This is a genomic window from Flavivirga jejuensis (assembly GCF_030540765.1).
Classification (GTDB): Bacteria; Bacteroidota; Bacteroidia; order Flavobacteriales; family Flavobacteriaceae; genus Flavivirga; species Flavivirga jejuensis.
Genome location: NZ_JAUOEL010000003.1, coordinates 283,001 through 300,423 on the forward strand (window position 1 = coordinate 283,001; position 17,423 = coordinate 300,423).

Sequence of the window (17,423 nt, forward strand, 5' to 3'; positions counted from 1 at the left end):
GGTTTTATCGTTTTTTTGAGCTTAATAATACTTCTAGTTTTTGTAATCTTCTATTTTGCTTTTGAAGTTCTTTTTCAAGGGTTTCGACTTTAGATGTTTTGTTTTTAAGAACTGTTATTTTTTTCTCTTGATTAATAGTGTAAAGTGTTAGTTCTTCTATTTTTTCGAGCAGTTTTAAGTTCATTTCTTTTAACTTAATACCTGCATCTTCCATATCCTTTGCAGATGGGATATTTGGTAAATGTCCTTTTTCTGAAATATAATTCTCAACTTCTTGTAATGTTTTTAAATCATAATCTTTATAAAACACATAATCGGGCGCTATGGCTCCCAATAAATCTACTTTTACTTCATTGGTGTGTATATTACCTTTAACTGTTAGTTTTGAGTCTGGGGTTGTGGTGCCGATGCCTACGTTGCCATTATCCTGAATTATTAACTGTTGTCCAAATAAAGATCCATTATTTTTATAAATGCCAAAATGATTATTTGATCCAACACCTAATTGCCAGCTTCCAGTTCCAGACGCATTATCAATTTGTAAAGAAGCTCCTCCGCTACTTCCAGATCGACTAAACTTTGAAACAACAAAATCAGAAGAAATAACATCTAACAAATAATTAGGAGTTGAAATTCCAATCCCTACATTCCCAGAAGCTGGAAATGTATTTTGAGCGCTTAAATAGAATGATATTGAGAAACAAAGACAGGTAATAAAAAGTGATTTTTTCATAATTTAAATTTTTTAATCGGTTAATAAGGCATACACTTCTTCAACAGAGCTAATCCCTTGTTCTACTAAATTAATAGCATTGGTTTTTAAAGTGGCTATATGGTGTTCGTTTAAATAATGATCTATTTCTAAATCGTTGTGTTTAATGTGTGTTACTAAATCTTTGGTAATAGGAATAATTTCATAAATAGCTTTTCTACCTTGATACCCGGTATGGTAACAACTATGACACCCTACAGCCACGAAATGTGTTTTTAAAGTCTTTGGAATATTAAAATGTTCTGGGAAAACATCCTTGCTTATAGCTTGTTCTTCTTTGCAATGGTTACAAAGTTTTCTAACAAGTCTTTGCGCGATACTAACATTTAAAGTACTCGCAATTAGAAAAGCAGGAATCCCCATATCTATTAGCCTGGAAATCGTAGCCCAAGCAGAATTTGTATGGATGGTAGACAATACTAAATGTCCTGTTAAAGCGGCACGAATAGCCATATTCGCTGTTTTAACATCACGTATTTCTCCTACCATAATCACATCGGGGTCTTGACGCAAAAAAGTACGTAGCGTACTCGCAAAATCTAAACCTATATTTTCTTTAAGCTGGACTTGATTGACTCCTTCTAAAGTATATTCGATAGGGTCTTCTATGGTTAGTATATTGGTCTGATCATCATTTAATAATTTAAGCGTTGCGTATAAGGTGGTTGTTTTACCAGATCCTGTAGGACCAGAGATCAATACAATACCATTTGGTTTTTTAATAGTCTCTTTATAAGTATTTAATTCTTTGGTTGTAAATCCTAGATCTTCTAAATTAATATGATCGGCATCCTTACTTAAAATACGAAGTACCATCTTCTCACCATGTAATGTTGGTAAAGAAGAGGCTCTAATATCAAATTCGTCTATTTGTGTCTTAATGGTTATACGTCCATCTTGTGGTAAACGTTTTTCCGAAATATCCAGACCTGCCTTAATTTTTAACTTATTCACTATAACTGGATATTCCGATATAGCAATTACAAATTGTTCTTTTAATTTGCCATCTAACCGATACCTCACTCGACAAGAATGCTCGTACGGCTCAAAATGAATATCACTACTCCCAATATTTTTAGCCGTTAGTAATAACTTTTCTAAAAAATCTGTCGTATAATGTAAATCCTCCTTAGCATGACCTGCTTGCTTTCTAAAATTAGTCGTTAGATAATGCTGTATGTTTTCTGAAGATTCTGGCAATAGTTTGATCTCTTTTCCCAAAACAACCTGCAATTCTTGCTTAAGAACGTCTGAGACACTATCCGATTTAAAAACAAGATGCCCGTTTTGAGCTTCAACAGGTATAATATTATAATGATAAGCTTGCTCACTACTAATAAGTTGAATTAAGGAAGTATCTATAATAAAGTTATCCATCTGTTTAAATTTTATAAGGTGATTGAATAACCCCAGACCAAAACCCTAGGTAGGTTAATGCAAAAAACATACTCATATACCCAGCCAAGGGTACTGTTTCATGTTTTTTATTTAAAATAAGATGAAGCACTAATGAAAAAAATAAAGCACTAGACAAAAGAATTATAAAACTTACAGAGGCGAATGAAAATGCTAAGGAAAAAAACAGTAGTACATCTCCTAAACCAAAAGCAGCACTAAACTTTATTTTTAGCTTAAATTTAATATACAAAAACACAATAAGCAACAAGCATGACACAAAAAGTATATTTATAAAAGAAGACATAAAAAACAACTCTGGAATTGTTTTAAAATAATGTAACGCCCCAATACACAGTGCCACTACCGGGAATAAAAACCAATAGACTTGGCGTTCTTTAATATCTTGATATAGAATAAAAAGCAGGGTTAGTATCAGTATAACTTTTAAAAGTATCATATTGACTAATCTTTTACAGTTTGCTTGGGGGCTCCCGTCTCATCTATTTCCCAAACATTAAATGTACCGTCTCCATCAAAATCGGTTATAGCTGTCGCTCTGGCCTTAAAGCTATTATTTGTTGCGCTTAAAATTTCGTAAACATAATTACTGGTTCCATTTTCTTTAACCGTTTTTGGAGCCTCAAAATCAATATCATTTAAATCGATTGAATATTTTGAATACATATATCGATAGGATGTTTGAGAATTGTAAACATATTTAAGTTGTGTTTGTGCTTCTATACTTTTAGTCTTACTAATTAAAGGCATTAAATTAGGCAATGCTAAAAGCAATAAAATACCTATTATTATAAGTACAATTAAGACTTCTTGTAAGTTATACGCAGGTAGTTTCAATGTTTTCATTATGATTATTTAATTGTTCTTATATAAAATTTAAGTAGTGTCTATTTTAAAAAATAAAATGAAACTTTAAATTGATTATCAGTAATTTACAAACCAACTTAGCAAGTGGCTTAGATAATGTCAAAATACGGATCATTATTGAGAAATTACTAAGGTAAAACCTTAGTAAGAATAAGGATTTTCATTAGTTTTTCAAATGGCATTACTAAAACGTCTGTAACCTATAGAAATCCATACTCTTGTGCTACTTTTACTAATACATTGTCACTTTCTTTGGTGGTATTAAAAACCTGCTTTAACAGCCGTTTTCTACGTTCTATTCCTCCAATAGACATATTAATAGTACTTGGTAAATCTTTCATTTTTGTGCCTTTAGATAATTCATATAGCAACCTCCTGTCTTTTTCATCTAAAGTAAAATCATTCATTAAACTCTTTCTTAAAAACTCTAAAATGGTTTTGGTATAATAAGGCGTTCCTATTAGCACATGTTTAATGGCTTCTATAAAATTGCTAAACCCAGCTTCGCTTTTAACTAAAAACCCTTCTGGATTAACACTATTAAAAATATTATTTATTTTATAACTATTATTATGGTGGGTAGACACAATTATTTTAACATCACAAAATAATCGTCGAATCCTTTTCCCTAAATCTTCTCCAGACAGAATACTATCATCTTTTGAAGGAGGTAAACTAATATCTAGAAAAACTAAATCGTATGGTTCTGATTTTAAAGCTAAACCTACTTTTAATATAGCAGAATCGCAGTCTGATGCGGTATCAATTTTAAAAATATAGTCTGTATTTGAACCTAAATAAGAAAAAGCTCTTTCATAGGATTCTATTATTGCTACATGGTCATCGATAATTAAAACATTAATAGGTCTTGTCATCTTTAGTTATATTTAAATTTGGATTTTTCAATCGTGTATTTTGAGAGCGAGGTTAGTTCATAAATAAAAATTATGCTTTGACATTGGGAGCTTATAATATATCTGGGTGTTTAATTATTTTTAATGAAGATGCAGCATATTTTGGGACTTAAGAATTACACAACTAATCTATGAATAATTTCCAAAAAACAAGTAAGGAAAAACCTTAGAATATATAAGGTTTTCCCTTATTTTTATTTATGTGGATTTTAAAGTAATTACAATTCGAAAAAAAACCATGCTAATCTTTTTAAGGTCAATAATTTACTATCTACTACTAAATAATTACTAATACCCTACTCTAATTCACCCTATTTACTTCGCTCTTAAAACTCTAATGTTTACAGGCAGCCACGCCCACAAATAAACCTTATAAAAAAAAGGAAAACCCCTTACACATCCTAAGGGAGAACCTTATACATTTCTCATTGTAATGTTATAATTTTACGCCCGTAAAATTCCAAATTATGAAGAGGTTATTTTTGTTCAGTTTATTTATTAGTAATGCAATTATTGCCCAAATAACAGACACAGGAAATAATGTAGGTATAGCTACCACCACCTCAGGTTCCAGACTCACTGTAGCAGAAAATGTCCATACCTAAGAAATAAACCGATTTTGTTTTGAAGACTATTACGATTTTCCTGATTTAGAAAAAACAGAAATATTTATAAAGAGAAACAAACACTTATCTGAAATTCCTTCAGAAGAAGAGATGTAAAAAAGGGTTTCTTTTAGCCAAGACGAATATAAAGTTACTTCAAAAATTGAGAAACTACCCTTTATACCATTCAACTAGATAAACAATTAAAATCTCAAGACACCCAATTAAAAATACAAACAGAAATTAATCAAGAAATAAAAGCATGGCTTTTAAAATTAGAACAATTATTACAAAAAAATTAAACAAACAACCTTTTTAAATGAACAAACTAGCATTCCCAGTATCCCTAATTGCCATCGCAGCAAGTATTTTTTCCATTTTTCAATTACAATCATCATCAGAGCAAGTGTATGTAGATGTCAACAAACTTTTAGATGGTTATAAACGCACAAAAATTGTAAGAGCTGCTTTTGAAGAAAAAGCAAAAACTCTAAATGCCAATGTAGATAGCTTAATGAGTGATTGGCAAAACGAGCTAAAAACCTATGAAAAAGAACGCTCTAAAATGAGTAAGAAAGAATTAGAATTAAAACAAGAACTCTTAAGTAATAAACAACAACAAATAAACAATTACCAACAAGCCATACAAAAGCAAATACAGGAAGAAGATAAAAAATCGACCCAAACGGTTATTAATGATATTAATGATTATGTGAAAGAGTACGGTAAAAAAAATAATCATAAAATAATATTTGGAGCCAGTGGTAGCGGTAATATTATGTATGCAGATGAGGGAACAGATTTAACCCAAGATGTATTGAATGGGCTTAATGCAGAATTTGGTGGAAAATAAGCAACTTAGAAAACAAAGAATTAAACTAAAAACAAGACCTTCATGAAAAACGTAATTTTAATATTGATAACAGCAATAGTATTACCTTTTGTTTCTTTTGCACAAGGAATAACTGGGACGAGTTACCCAACAAATGGAACTACGTATTATGGATTAAATTCAGATACCACGGACTCTTATTCAACTCATTTCGGTAGTGATTCAGGGCAGTATTCAAATGGTGAGTTTAATGTTTTTTTAGGGTCATCTGCGGGATATTATGTTTCTGGAACTAATAATGTTTATTCGGGATCAGAAGCAGGGTTTCATGGTTATGGAAGTTATAATGTTTATTCAGGATCAGATTCAGGATATGGTGCAGATGGAAGTAACAATACGTATTTAGGTTCTAGGTCAGGAGTTGGTTCTTCTGGAAGTTATAATGTGTTTTTAGGAAACCAAGCAGGATCTACTTCAACCGAGAGCAATAGGTTATATATAGATAACAGTGGCACAACCACACCTTTAATATACGGTAAATTTGATACCGATCAAGTAGGTATAAATACAACAAATATTCCTGTTGGGTATACTTTTGCTGTATTGGGTAAAATAATTACAGAAGAAGTAAAAGTGAAGCTTTATGCAAGTTGGCCAGATTATATATTTAATAAAGATTACAACTTACCATCCTTAAAAGAAGTAGAAAACCACATTAAAGAAAATGGTCATTTACAGAATATCCCATCTGCCAAAGAAGTTGCCGAAAATGGTATTCTACTAGGTGATATGAATGCGAAACTCCTTCAAAAAATTGAAGAACTTACCTTATATACCATTCAGCAACAAAAAGAATTAGAAGAACAGAAAGAAAAAAATTCAAGTTTAGAAGATAGATTAAAAAAGTTAGAGGAATTGGTATCAAATAAATAATTAAAAGATGAAATATACACTTGTTTTAATATTTATAATGCTTGTAGTAAATACTACAATAGCTCAGGAAGTGGAAGTATCAACAGCTTTAAAATTAACAAAGACACTTCATTCAAAAAAGATAGAACCCAAAGTGCGTTTTATTAAGGAAATAAAAAAAACAAATGAAACTAAGGATAAAAAAACTATTGCAGATCATTTATATAAAAAAATATCACAAATTTATACTACCGTATTTACTCCAGAAGAAATAACAAATATGTTTGCCTTTTATAATTCTGCATTAGGTAAAAAAATTGCAGAAAATGAAAGAAAAGTTAATAGAGAAGTGTCTACTATTATAAGGCAATGGGAAACGGATCAACTAAGTATAGAACAAAGGCAAACCTCAAAAATTGTAGACGAGAGAAGACGTATAGAAACAGATTCGTTACGCGCTCTTAAAAGAAAAGAATTGATTGCGAAAAGAAAAGCAGAAAGAGAGACACCGCTTCCTAAAATAAATAACCTTGACGATTTAAAAAAACTAATAGAAAAACAGCCTTATATCATTTCAGATCGCAGGTTATTATTAGAATTATTTGGTAAAAAAGGATTAGAAAAATTACGTAATCCAGAATCAAGAGTCTTGAAAGAAAATCAAAAATAACTTTTTTGAGTATAAAACATAAAATTTGAAAAATTACAATTATATAAAATTCGTTTTTAGCTTACTCATACTTTCGTCGTGCGTAAATAATAAGACATTCAATAACGAAACCGCATTGCTAGAGTATATCAAAGCTCCCAAAAACGGCTATACACAAAGTAAAACCATAAACGGAGTAGATTATACTTTAACCTATCGCCCCACAGATATGTTAGTAGTACAAGAGTTGGGTAATAGTATTGCGGATGCTAAACATAGTTCACTGGACGTGGCCGAAGTGAGAAACAAATACAACAAGTACATGTATTTCAATTTAAGCATGAGTAAAAATAACCAAGAGCTATTAAGTGTTACTCCAAAGAACAGAAACGAGTTTGGAGCTATGGTAAATCAACTAGCATTTGGTATGAACGAAAAAGTACATGTATACACTCCAAGTAAAGACACGTTAGAAATGGCAGACTTTATTTACCCACGCATGTACGGTATAAGCAGAGCAACTACCATCATGTTTGTGTACCCCAGAGACGTAAAAGCATTAAATAACAAGTATATAAATTTTACTATTGAAGATTTAGGCTTGTATACTGGTGAAGTGAAATTTAAAATACCAATTAAAAAAATAAAAGACGAACCCAAGTTAAAGCTATAAATGAATTTGATCATTGACAGACTGTGTCGCAATTCAAAACACATGTTTGAGATTTCTTTATTTGAGTTTCTTCTCAGACACCCTCCGAGTTTTCTTTGCCAAAAAACGCGAAAACACTGATTAAAAGACAGTCTGTGAGCGTAGTCGAAATGAAAATAACCGTAGAAAACTTAAAAACGAACCACAATTAAAATTATAAGGTCATTGTGATGAATCTCAATATTTTTTTGGGATGACGTAACAATCTGTTAATTGAAAACTTATATCAAAATAAAAATTATGAGAAACAAAAAACGCCCAAAACTAGTAAGCATAGCTTTTACAATGCTCATGTTTATTGTATTTATTAACAAAACGAATGCCCAGGGACCTAATGCCCCGGAAGCTGCCAGTTTTGAGCCTGTGGATGCTACTGATATGGTGAATTTAGTAACAGGCGATTTAAGTTATGTGTTACCCCTATTAAATGTGCCTTCTCCAGAAGGGGGGTACCCTATTACTTTATCATATCATGCTGGTATTGCTATGGGTCAGGAAGCATCCTGGGTTGGATTAGGGTGGTCTATTAATCCAGGAGCCATAAATAGAAGTGTTAATGGATACCCAGATGATTGGGAAGTAGGAAAAGTTAGAAACCTCGTTTATAATAATATTGGTACTGCTACTAGTTATTACGGAAGTATTGGGGTAGGAATAAATAATAACAATAATGTAGGTCTCTATGGATCATATACAGAGGCTAAAGGTTTTGGAGGAACAAATCAATACTCTTTTGATATTGGTGGATATTTCAGTAGTTTAAAAAACACTTATAGTCTTGGGACAAATGGAGTGGGGTATTCGCATGACGTATTTGAGGCAGCAGGTAAAGGAGGGGTGTTATCTAAGGCCTCAATTGGGGCTAATTATAATTGGAACAATGGAGCAATTTCGGGTTCATTTAAAGGAAATAAAAGCTCCATAGGAATTAACTTCAACTCTACAGGTTATAGTGTATCAATTCTAGGAAAAAATATTGGAGGTAATAATGGAGGTAATACACTGGGAGCAGTAACAAATGTAGATAAAATATCTTTTCAAATATCAGGTCAATTCAAGATGATAAATTTTAGTTTTGGTTATAGTAAAGATTTTTATTGGGCCTATGATTCAGAAAAAGTTAGTGTTTCTGGAGTTCTATATAGTTCGGGTATTAATGAAAATTTAACTTATTCTGATTCATATGAAATGATGAATGTTGGAGTTGGAGAAAAAAAAATAAAGAATAATAATTTAAGCTCGTTTAATTTAGATAATTTTTCTGTCTCTTCACAAGGTTTACTTGGTAATATAACTCCTAAATTTTATGAAAAAGGAACACTTCGTAATTCTTTGGTAGGTTTAAATGTTGATAATAATGGCTTTTTTGAAGACAAAATCGATTATATGTATGGAGTTCCTTTTACAAAACATCCACTTAGCCCTAATAACAGACCAGAGTTTTATTTTGATAATATAAATGCATCATATATAAAATCTGAAATTTCAAAATGGAATGCTAATAGCACATCTTATAATTCTATTTTAGATATTGAGAATAGTTATGATTTAACAACTATATTGAATATATCTGACACAGAAAACAGTAATTATAACGCTATTAATAAGCGAATTATTAAGGGACCATTTGTTGAATATTTTATTAATAGCGAAATTGCTAACTCCTACGAAAATGTTGTTTCAAGAGGTTTTATTGAAGCAAAAGAATTTGATAGATTTGCTATAGATGACAATATCAACACAATTAGCCCATCAATTCCGTTAGATGGGATTGGAGCCTTTAGTATAACATCTTCAGACGGTAAAACATATCATTATTCACTTCCAGTTTATCATAAAGAATTTTTTAAAACTGTTTCAAAAAAAGATGATGATGTTAATGAAAAATTTTATAGGACAGAAAATTACAAACCTTATGCTACACATTGGTTATTAACAGCTATAACTGGACCTGATTATTTTGATTCAAATGATAATGGTCGATTAGATAAGGATGATTATGGTTATTGGGTAGAATTCGAATATGGTAAATGGCTTGATAATTACACTTGGAGTTCAACAAAAAGTCCAAGTCAATTTAATTATTATGAAGACTCAAAGTCTCATAGTTTTGGAATTAAAGAAGTTTATTATTTAGATAAAATTAGAACAAGAGATCATATAGCATTATTTATTAAAGAAGAAAGATTAGATAATTTATCTGCACAGATAACTTTTTATGAAGATGAAAATAAGTATAAAGTTTTTACAAATAATATACCTAAAGTAATACTAGTAAATACGTCTGAAGGGCCTGAAGTGATAGGTAGGCCTGAATTGACAGCTATTTTGAGAGATAATAATATTTCTGCTGGAACAGGAGTTTATACATGGTATAATTTTTATAAAGATTATATAAAAATAAAAGGTAACAATTCTACTTTAAGACTAAAAGAAATATTGTTGTTTGCTAATGATCCAGAAAATGATTTAGCGAAAGATTCTTCTGGAGAAATTGCTTCGACGTTAGAATCAGAACTTAATTTTAAATATGAAGTTGGTGTAGGTAATTATTCATCAGGATTAGTAGATTGGGAAAGGAGAATATTCTATAACACGAAAAAGTTTAATAAAGTTCTTGATATAGGAGATATTGATCAAGCGGATATAAGGAAGGATGCTAAAAAAACAATTCAATTCAATTATGATTATGATTTAGGTAAAGGGTCTTCAAATTCTATTGCTCCAGATAAGGGTATGTTAACTCTGAAATCAGTTAATTTTTTAAATAAAGGAGGTGTTCAATTAATACCTAGTTATAAATTTAACTATTATGATTCTGATGTTTATTATGATAAAAGTGATTTTAATGCATGGGGTTATCATGATTTAAATCCAAAAATCTGGAGTTTAAAAGATATTGAAACTCCTTTAGGAGCTAAAATCATAATAAACTATGAATCAGATGATTATTTTACAGAAGCCTCTATTAATAAAAGGGTTTTTTATTCTGGCTTAAAATACTCTTTTTCTTCTTCTGGAAATAATTTACAAATTACAGTTGAAAATGACCCAGATAATGAGGAAATTATAGATTTTACAAAACATTTTGATACTAATAGTAATGTACCATTAGATCTATGGATTTGTAGAAGGCATGAATATTATAAAGCGCTGAGTTGTGAAGCAAGAATTGGAAGCATTGATGTTAATGAAAATATCAATGTTGTATCTGTATCGAGCAATACATTAATATTAGAAACTAACATTAGTTATTTACAGTATTCAAATGGTGGTGATTCAACTCTCTTACAAAGTTCATATACTTTAGATGCTCAATATGGAGGAGATTCGGTTATAGTTGATGAAAAACCAAGAGGTGAGTGTCCTGAAAAAAAAGATGGGTGTATTAATGTTACCGATAGATTAGCCTTTGAATATAAATTAATTTCAAATTCAAGTTTAAATAATACTAATAGAGACGGTGGAGGACTGAGAGTAAACAAATTAACATTGGATAATCATTATAACAACTATTCGACAGAATATTATTATAATAAAATATCATCTCCTGAAAACCCAAATGATGATGATTATCAATCATCAGGTGTGACATCTTTTACTCCTTCTTTTTATTCAGGACAAGTTGATTTTATGACAGAATTGCCTACGCCGAAAGTCACTTATGAATACGTAACAGTTAAATCTATTAATAGTTTAGGTAGTGAAAAAGAAAAAGAGGTTTATAAGTTTAATGTTCTAAAGCCTTATACTATAACGAGCTATTTAGGTGTTGAGACCTATTCTTTTGGAGAAGCCTTAAAAATATCAAAAGATCAAAATTCAGATTTAACATTAAATGTTGATGGAGCTGATGTGGAAGTTTCTATGGCAAAATATTCAGCTATAAATAACTTATCAAGTATAGGTACTCTTATCGAAAAAACAACTTATAATAGTTTAAATCAGAAATTATATCATTTAAAGAATACTTATAGAACCAATATGATAGAATCTCAAGGCTCAGATGAAGAGTCAATATCTATGTATAAAAAAAATTATGAAAATTTAAATTTAAAAAATTATATTATTAACACAACAAGTAAAGTAAATCTCCCAACAGTTTTAGAAAGCACCACTACTACTCAAGCGGGTTTTACAAGTATAACCACGTTTAATAAATATGATTTCTTAACTGGTCAAGTTCTAGAAACTACTACTGTAGATAGTAAAGACAACGAGTTCAAAACAGAATTAATTCCAGCATATACTATCTTCGAATATTCAGGGGAAGAAGATTTAAATAGTGACCAAAACCCTGATGGCTACGGCATGGGTTCTAAAGTAGATAATCCAACCAACAAAAATATGCTGACTCAAGAAGCCATGACCAAAACCTATTTAAAGGCAGGTACAGAATGGAAAGAAACAGGCGTAGGCATTACCACATGGAATAACCAATGGACGTATACTGATTATAAAGGTGACACAAATACTCCTACCTCAAATACGGAAAAAATCTGGCGTAAACACAAAAGTTTTATTTGGGATGGCGATTTAGATACTGATGGTACTTATTTAGGGTTTTCTGGAGATGATGATAATTTTAATTGGACACTACAAACCAATGCTACAGAAATTACCCAATCCAACTCTAAATGGAAAAATATCTCAACCACAACCCAATACGATCATTTTTCGGCACCATTAGAAGTTAGAGATATTAATGATAATTATGCAGCTACTAAAATGTGTGATGATAACAGTAAGGTTTTAGCAGTATCGAATGCCCCATATACCGAGATGTATTACAGTGGTGCAGAATACTACGCAGACGAAAATGAAACTTATTTTGATGGTCAGGTAAAAGCCTCAGTTCAGCAGGATTCAACATATCCACATACAGGGTTTTACTCAATCATTATTGGTCCAAATCAAAAAGGGTTTGAGGTAAATCTGCCAGATAACCCAGAGCGTACTGGATTAAAATCCAAATTTAAGGTATCTGTATGGGCTACAATAAGCAACTTTGCTAATGCCAGGATTAATATAAATGGTGTTTTAAGACCATTTAATGGAGAACAAATATTTGCAGGTGATTGGGTTCAGCTTAATCATTATGAAGAGCTTAGTACTGGGCAGGAAACTGTATATGTTGCCTCAACAGAAGGGAAAATACGTTATGATGATTTCCGCTTATACCCTATAGCCTCTTCTATGACTAGCTATGTCTATAACCAATGGGATGAACTCTGGTACATTATTGGTAATAACGGATTAGCCAGTAAGTTTGAATACGATGCTGTAGGACGATTGTTAAACACTTATACAGAAGTAGAGGATTTTAATAACTCTGGATCTGGGGGATTCAAAAAAATTGCTGAAAATAGGTATAATTATAAAAATCAATAATAATGAAAAGGAAATCAAAAAAAATAGCTACTGTTTTGTTCTTTTTACTAATAAATGTCACTATAGGCTTCTCTCAATGTTACCCCATAATTGAAAGTACAAACGAAGGATCTATTGAAGCTATATTTGAAAACAGCTATTTACAATCTGAAACCAAAACATTAGATTATAATTTACAACCACCATGGTGTAATAGTACAATTACTTATAGCGGTTGGTATTGGTTTGTAGATGAAAATAATGAACAGATTTCGACTTTAACTTTTCCAGATTGGTTTACTATAAATGTTGATGACTATTATGAAAAAATCACTATTACATGCAACCAAAATACAACAGGACAATTAAGATATTATTTTGTTAACGTACTATTTGAGGTTTATGAAGAAGGTAATTACTCAGTCACAGATTATGGTCCACTATACATTACTATAGTGCAAGATCCCGAATCAAATGGTTACACTTGGTATCCGGATAGCGATGGGGATAGTTTTGGAGATTATAATAAAGACGGTATAATCCATACATCTAATAGCTCTCCTCCATCAGAATATACAAGCTATGTAAATAATAACGATGATCGTTGTCCAGATGACTATCATACAACCAATAATGGTTGCGAAACAGGTTATGTGTATGAAAACAATAACTGGATAATTGCTAAAACATACAATATTAATGGCACATTAAAAACATATTCTAAAGCCTATTTTAATGAATTTGGTAAAGGTACCCAAAACCAAACATTAGACGCTAAAACAGGTAGAATATGGGCTAATCAAACCTTATATGATACTCAAGGCAGGCCTGCTTTAAGCACTCTAAGTGCACCCGTAAATGAATCAGGGGTTTTTCTGCACAAATCTGGGTTTATGAAAAACAATATTGGCTTCAACTATAATAATGCAGATTTCGAGACCGATCCAGAAAACCCTAGCTCTGTAGGTACAGCGACCAATACCTTAGGAAGGTATTATAGTGAACTTAATGATGATGATTATGAAGAAGGAAACGACTACCAAGACATTACAGACTACCCATTCTACCGTACCATTTATAGCGAACTTAATTCAGGAACAGCGCTTAAAGTCTTAGGAGGTAATAAAATAAATGGAGAATGGAAACACGGCTACACTTTTTCTATGCCAGCTGGTAATGAGTTATCTCAATCAGCTGCCTTTAACGACCCCAGCTATACAGTAAGTGATACCAGAAAAATTGTCAAAACCATTAGTAGAGATGTTCATGATACCGAAGTCGTAGTTTTTACAGACAGTGATGGTAAAACCTTGGCAGCTGCTCGGGTAGGTGGAACATTAAACCCAAACAAAACAACAATAACCATAAGAGAACAAGGTTTTGTGGATGTGCATATACCAAAAGGCACTATAGGTTTTAATATCAACCCTGTTTCGGGAATTACTACAGAAGTTTATGATTTAATCACAGAACAAATTACTACTAAGACAACAAATAGTTTGTCATCTGGATTTTATAGAGTGTCCGTTACTAATTTAGATAATTATGATCCAACAACAAATCCTGTAACTATAGATTGTAATAATAACTATTATGATTACAGTTTAAACGAATACGATGATGCAGGCCGGTTAACAGCTTCGTATCAACCAGTTGGGAACACCAAAGCAGAAAAGCCAGTAACTACTTATAACTATAATGTTTTAGGGCAACTTACAAATACAACAAGCCCAGACGGAGGCACTGCTACATTTAAATATCGTAAAGATGGGCAAATTCGGTTTTCTCAAAATAGCAAACAAGCTCTGGCAGGAGAGTTTTCATATACCGATTATGATGATTTAGGCAGACCCATAGAAAGTGGTGTAGCCGTTGGAGATTTTAACAATTTAGATCCTGATGCAGCAACATTTACAGCAAGCAGTAAAAAAGAACAACAATATACCGATTACGATGATTTAGAAAGCAGTGATTTATCTGTGCTTTCAGGAGTAACAGGAAATTATAGTAATCCAAAGTTTTTGGCAGGTAATGTAGCCAAAACAAAAAACAATAATACAACTACATGGTACAGCTATGATGTTTACGGTCGTGTAGAGTGGATTGTACAAGATATAACAGGTTTAGGTATAAAAACGATAGACTATACATACGACCCCATAACTGGAGTAGTAACCCAAGTAGATTATCAAAAAAATGTATCTGCCGAGCGTTTTATACACCGTTACACCTATGATACTGTAGATAACAGTTTAGTAAAAGTAGAAACATCCACCAATGGCACCGCCTATACAACCCATGCTGATTATGAGTATTACGAAACAGGGCTATTAAAACGTATCGAGATTGCCACATTAAACGGAACCCCTTTACAAGGCATCGATTATGTATATAACTTAAACGGGCAATTAAAAAGTATAAACCATCCAAGTTTAGCAGCAACCGACGATCCTGGAAAAGATAGTAACGACCTTTTTGGTATGCAGATAGACTATCATAAAAACGATTATACACGTCCAACATCAAATATAGAAACCACCACTTATGGAGAAGATCAATACAATGGTAATATTAAAGGCGTACGTTGGAATAATGATGCTTATCATGCAGGGACAGATAAAGAAGCTGTTTACGAATACCGTTACAATAAAAATAATTGGTTAACCGATGCTAATTTTGGTAGCTATAGCCCCCCCCTAGTGTCTGCTTCTGGAAATACAGATAAAATTTCTACAGCTGTTATTACTAATGGAGATACACTGAATATAATTGCTAAATCAAGCATTACATTACAACCAAATTTTCATGCACAGGCTGGTAGTAATTTTTCTGCAAAAATTGTAACTGGTGAGGTTGATTTTCAATCTAATAATAACGATTACGATGTTACAAGCATTACTTATGATGCTAACGGAAACATACAAACACTAAAACGAAATAAAAATGGAGGTATTGGAAACAATGCCATGGACAATTTAACCTATACTTATAAAACCGATAAACCTAACCAGTTATTACGTGTAGATGATGCTGCAGGTGAAGTTCTTGCTGGAAAAGATATAGGCGATCAAGATGGTGAAAATTACGAGTATAACGAGATAGGACAACTGGTAAAAAATAATGAAGAAGGTATAGAATATGTATATAATGCTAGCGGCTTGGTTACAGAAATTAAAAAAAATGATGTAACTTTGGTTAAGTTCTTTTACAATGATAAAGGGCACCGTGTAAAAAAGGAGTCTTATATCTCAGGAAATATAAATTATACCGAGCATTATATTAGAGATGCCGCAGGTACAGCTTTAGCTATTTATAGAGATGGTCAAGTTACGGAACATAATATTTACGGCGCAAATCGTTTAGGCGTGTATTACCGTGCAGGAAGCCATAGTGTTTACCAAATTACCGACCACTTAGGTAATGTAAGAGCGGTTGTAGAACGTGCAGGGAGTACAGCTGTAGCTGTGGTAAACACCGATTATTATCCCTTTGGGATGCCAATGCCTAATAGGAATGTAGAAGGTAATTACAGGTATGGTTATCAAGGTGAGTTTGCAGAAAAGGAGCCTGAAATTGGAAGTGGTATAAATTCTTTCCAGTTAAGGTTGTATGATTCAAGAATTGGTAGATGGATAAGCCCAGATCCTTATGGAGAGTTCCATAGTCCATATCTTGCAATGGGCAACAATCCAGCTTCTAATATTGACCCTAGTGGCGGATGCATTAATAAAAGCGGTAGAGAATGTGAGTATTCTGTTTTAACGGGAAAAGCTACGGGCGCAGGTGGACATGAATGGACAAAGGATTTTAGCAATGGTGTTTCGTGGAGTGATTCTGCTTTTAAAGATTATGGTGCTTGGATTTTTAGGACAGACTATAAGCATGAACCTACTCAAACGGGAGCAGCTATTCCAATGTTTCCAATATCTCCAATCGACATGTTTGCCCAAGCTACTTTGCCCAATCTTATTGAGCCTGATAGTAATAATCAATTAGCAATATTAGCGGTTACAATAGCATCAAAAGGCAAAGTTAAACCTACAACTTCTGTTTCCTTTGGAAAACAATTGTTGCTAGCTCCAGTGAAAACACACAAACACCATATCTTTAACAAGTTTAGAGGTAATAACCCCGCTACTCAAAAGTATAGAGATTTTTTTAAAAAACATAAAATAAAAGTTGATGACCACACTATAAAAATCTCAGCAGAGACTCATAAAAAAATACATGCTGCGGGCAACAATTGGACAACAAAATGGAAAAAATGGATAGATAAAAACCCAAACGCATCAACTAAAGACGTTTATCAACAGGGAGGCAAGATGCTAGATGAATATGGAGTTAATCATGTACCAATAATTAAATATTGATTAA

Annotated in this window: 12 protein-coding genes; 7 read left to right on the forward strand and 5 right to left on the reverse strand. The window is 32.0% G+C overall.

The window, feature by feature from the left end; translation table 11 throughout:
- Positions 1-4: 4 nt before the first annotated feature.
- The 5 genes from Q4Q40_RS09935 to Q4Q40_RS09955 form a co-directional block, all read right to left on the reverse strand.
- Positions 5-733 (reverse strand): tail fiber protein, encoded by a 729-nt coding sequence (locus tag Q4Q40_RS09935; RefSeq protein WP_303301644.1) that lies wholly within the window; start codon positions 731-733, stop codon positions 5-7.
- A 12-nt stretch (positions 734-745) separates the two neighbouring features.
- Positions 746-2,149, reverse strand: a complete 1,404-nt coding sequence (locus tag Q4Q40_RS09940) for a GspE/PulE family protein (protein WP_303301645.1) — start codon at positions 2,147-2,149, stop codon at positions 746-748.
- Between the two features lie 4 nt (positions 2,150-2,153).
- Complete coding sequence (locus Q4Q40_RS09945; RefSeq protein ID WP_303301646.1) at positions 2,154-2,627, reverse strand: hypothetical protein; 474 nt, start codon at positions 2,625-2,627, stop codon at positions 2,154-2,156.
- Between the two features lie 5 nt (positions 2,628-2,632).
- On the reverse strand, positions 2,633-3,034 hold the full coding sequence (locus Q4Q40_RS09950; protein WP_303301647.1) for a prepilin-type N-terminal cleavage/methylation domain-containing protein: 402 nt from the start codon (positions 3,032-3,034) through the stop codon (positions 2,633-2,635).
- A 221-nt stretch (positions 3,035-3,255) separates the two neighbouring features.
- Entirely contained in the window at positions 3,256-3,930 is a 675-nt protein-coding gene (locus tag Q4Q40_RS09955) for a response regulator (protein WP_303301648.1), read from the reverse strand.
- A 506-nt stretch (positions 3,931-4,436) separates the two neighbouring features.
- Here Q4Q40_RS09955 and Q4Q40_RS09960 point away from each other — a divergent pair.
- From Q4Q40_RS09960 to Q4Q40_RS09990, 7 genes are all read left to right on the forward strand, one after another.
- Positions 4,437-4,574: a hypothetical protein gene (locus tag Q4Q40_RS09960; RefSeq protein WP_303301649.1), complete on the forward strand. Its 138-nt coding sequence runs from the start codon at positions 4,437-4,439 to the stop codon at positions 4,572-4,574.
- A gap of 319 nt (positions 4,575-4,893) precedes the next feature.
- Entirely contained in the window at positions 4,894-5,427 is a 534-nt protein-coding gene (locus Q4Q40_RS09965; RefSeq protein WP_303301650.1) for an OmpH/Skp family outer membrane protein, read from the forward strand.
- 42 nt (positions 5,428-5,469) lie between these two features.
- A complete protein-coding gene (locus Q4Q40_RS09970) occupies positions 5,470-6,339 on the forward strand; it encodes a hypothetical protein (protein ID WP_303301651.1) in 870 nt (289 codons plus the stop codon).
- A gap of 7 nt (positions 6,340-6,346) precedes the next feature.
- Positions 6,347-6,988, forward strand: coding sequence for a DUF2059 domain-containing protein (locus Q4Q40_RS09975; RefSeq protein WP_303301652.1), 642 nt, complete (start codon positions 6,347-6,349; stop codon positions 6,986-6,988).
- 25 nt (positions 6,989-7,013) lie between these two features.
- Positions 7,014-7,640, forward strand: coding sequence for a hypothetical protein (locus Q4Q40_RS09980; protein ID WP_303301653.1), 627 nt, complete (start codon positions 7,014-7,016; stop codon positions 7,638-7,640).
- Positions 7,641-7,919: 279 nt separating this feature from the next.
- Complete coding sequence (locus tag Q4Q40_RS09985; protein WP_303301654.1) at positions 7,920-13,070, forward strand: hypothetical protein; 5,151 nt, start codon at positions 7,920-7,922, stop codon at positions 13,068-13,070.
- Between the two features lie 2 nt (positions 13,071-13,072).
- Positions 13,073-17,419, forward strand: a complete 4,347-nt coding sequence (locus Q4Q40_RS09990; protein ID WP_303301655.1) for an RHS repeat-associated core domain-containing protein — start codon at positions 13,073-13,075, stop codon at positions 17,417-17,419.
- Positions 17,420-17,423 lie beyond the last annotated feature (4 nt).

Coding starts and splice junctions, on each gene's coding strand:
- Q4Q40_RS09935 (WP_303301644.1), bottom strand. CDS start 733: ATGAAAAAATCACTTTTTATTACCTGTCTTTGTTTCTCAATATCATTC.
- Q4Q40_RS09940 (WP_303301645.1), bottom strand. CDS start 2,149: ATGGATAACTTTATTATAGATACTTCCTTAATTCAACTTATTAGTAGT.
- Q4Q40_RS09945 (WP_303301646.1), bottom strand. CDS start 2,627: ATGATACTTTTAAAAGTTATACTGATACTAACCCTGCTTTTTATTCTA.
- Q4Q40_RS09950 (WP_303301647.1), bottom strand. CDS start 3,034: ATGAAAACATTGAAACTACCTGCGTATAACTTACAAGAAGTCTTAATT.
- Q4Q40_RS09955 (WP_303301648.1), bottom strand. CDS start 3,930: ATGACAAGACCTATTAATGTTTTAATTATCGATGACCATGTAGCAATA.
- Q4Q40_RS09960 (WP_303301649.1), top strand. CDS start 4,437: ATGAAGAGGTTATTTTTGTTCAGTTTATTTATTAGTAATGCAATTATT.
- Q4Q40_RS09965 (WP_303301650.1), top strand. CDS start 4,894: ATGAACAAACTAGCATTCCCAGTATCCCTAATTGCCATCGCAGCAAGT.
- Q4Q40_RS09970 (WP_303301651.1), top strand. CDS start 5,470: ATGAAAAACGTAATTTTAATATTGATAACAGCAATAGTATTACCTTTT.
- Q4Q40_RS09975 (WP_303301652.1), top strand. CDS start 6,347: ATGAAATATACACTTGTTTTAATATTTATAATGCTTGTAGTAAATACT.
- Q4Q40_RS09985 (WP_303301654.1), top strand. CDS start 7,920: ATGAGAAACAAAAAACGCCCAAAACTAGTAAGCATAGCTTTTACAATG.
- Q4Q40_RS09990 (WP_303301655.1), top strand. CDS start 13,073: ATGAAAAGGAAATCAAAAAAAATAGCTACTGTTTTGTTCTTTTTACTA.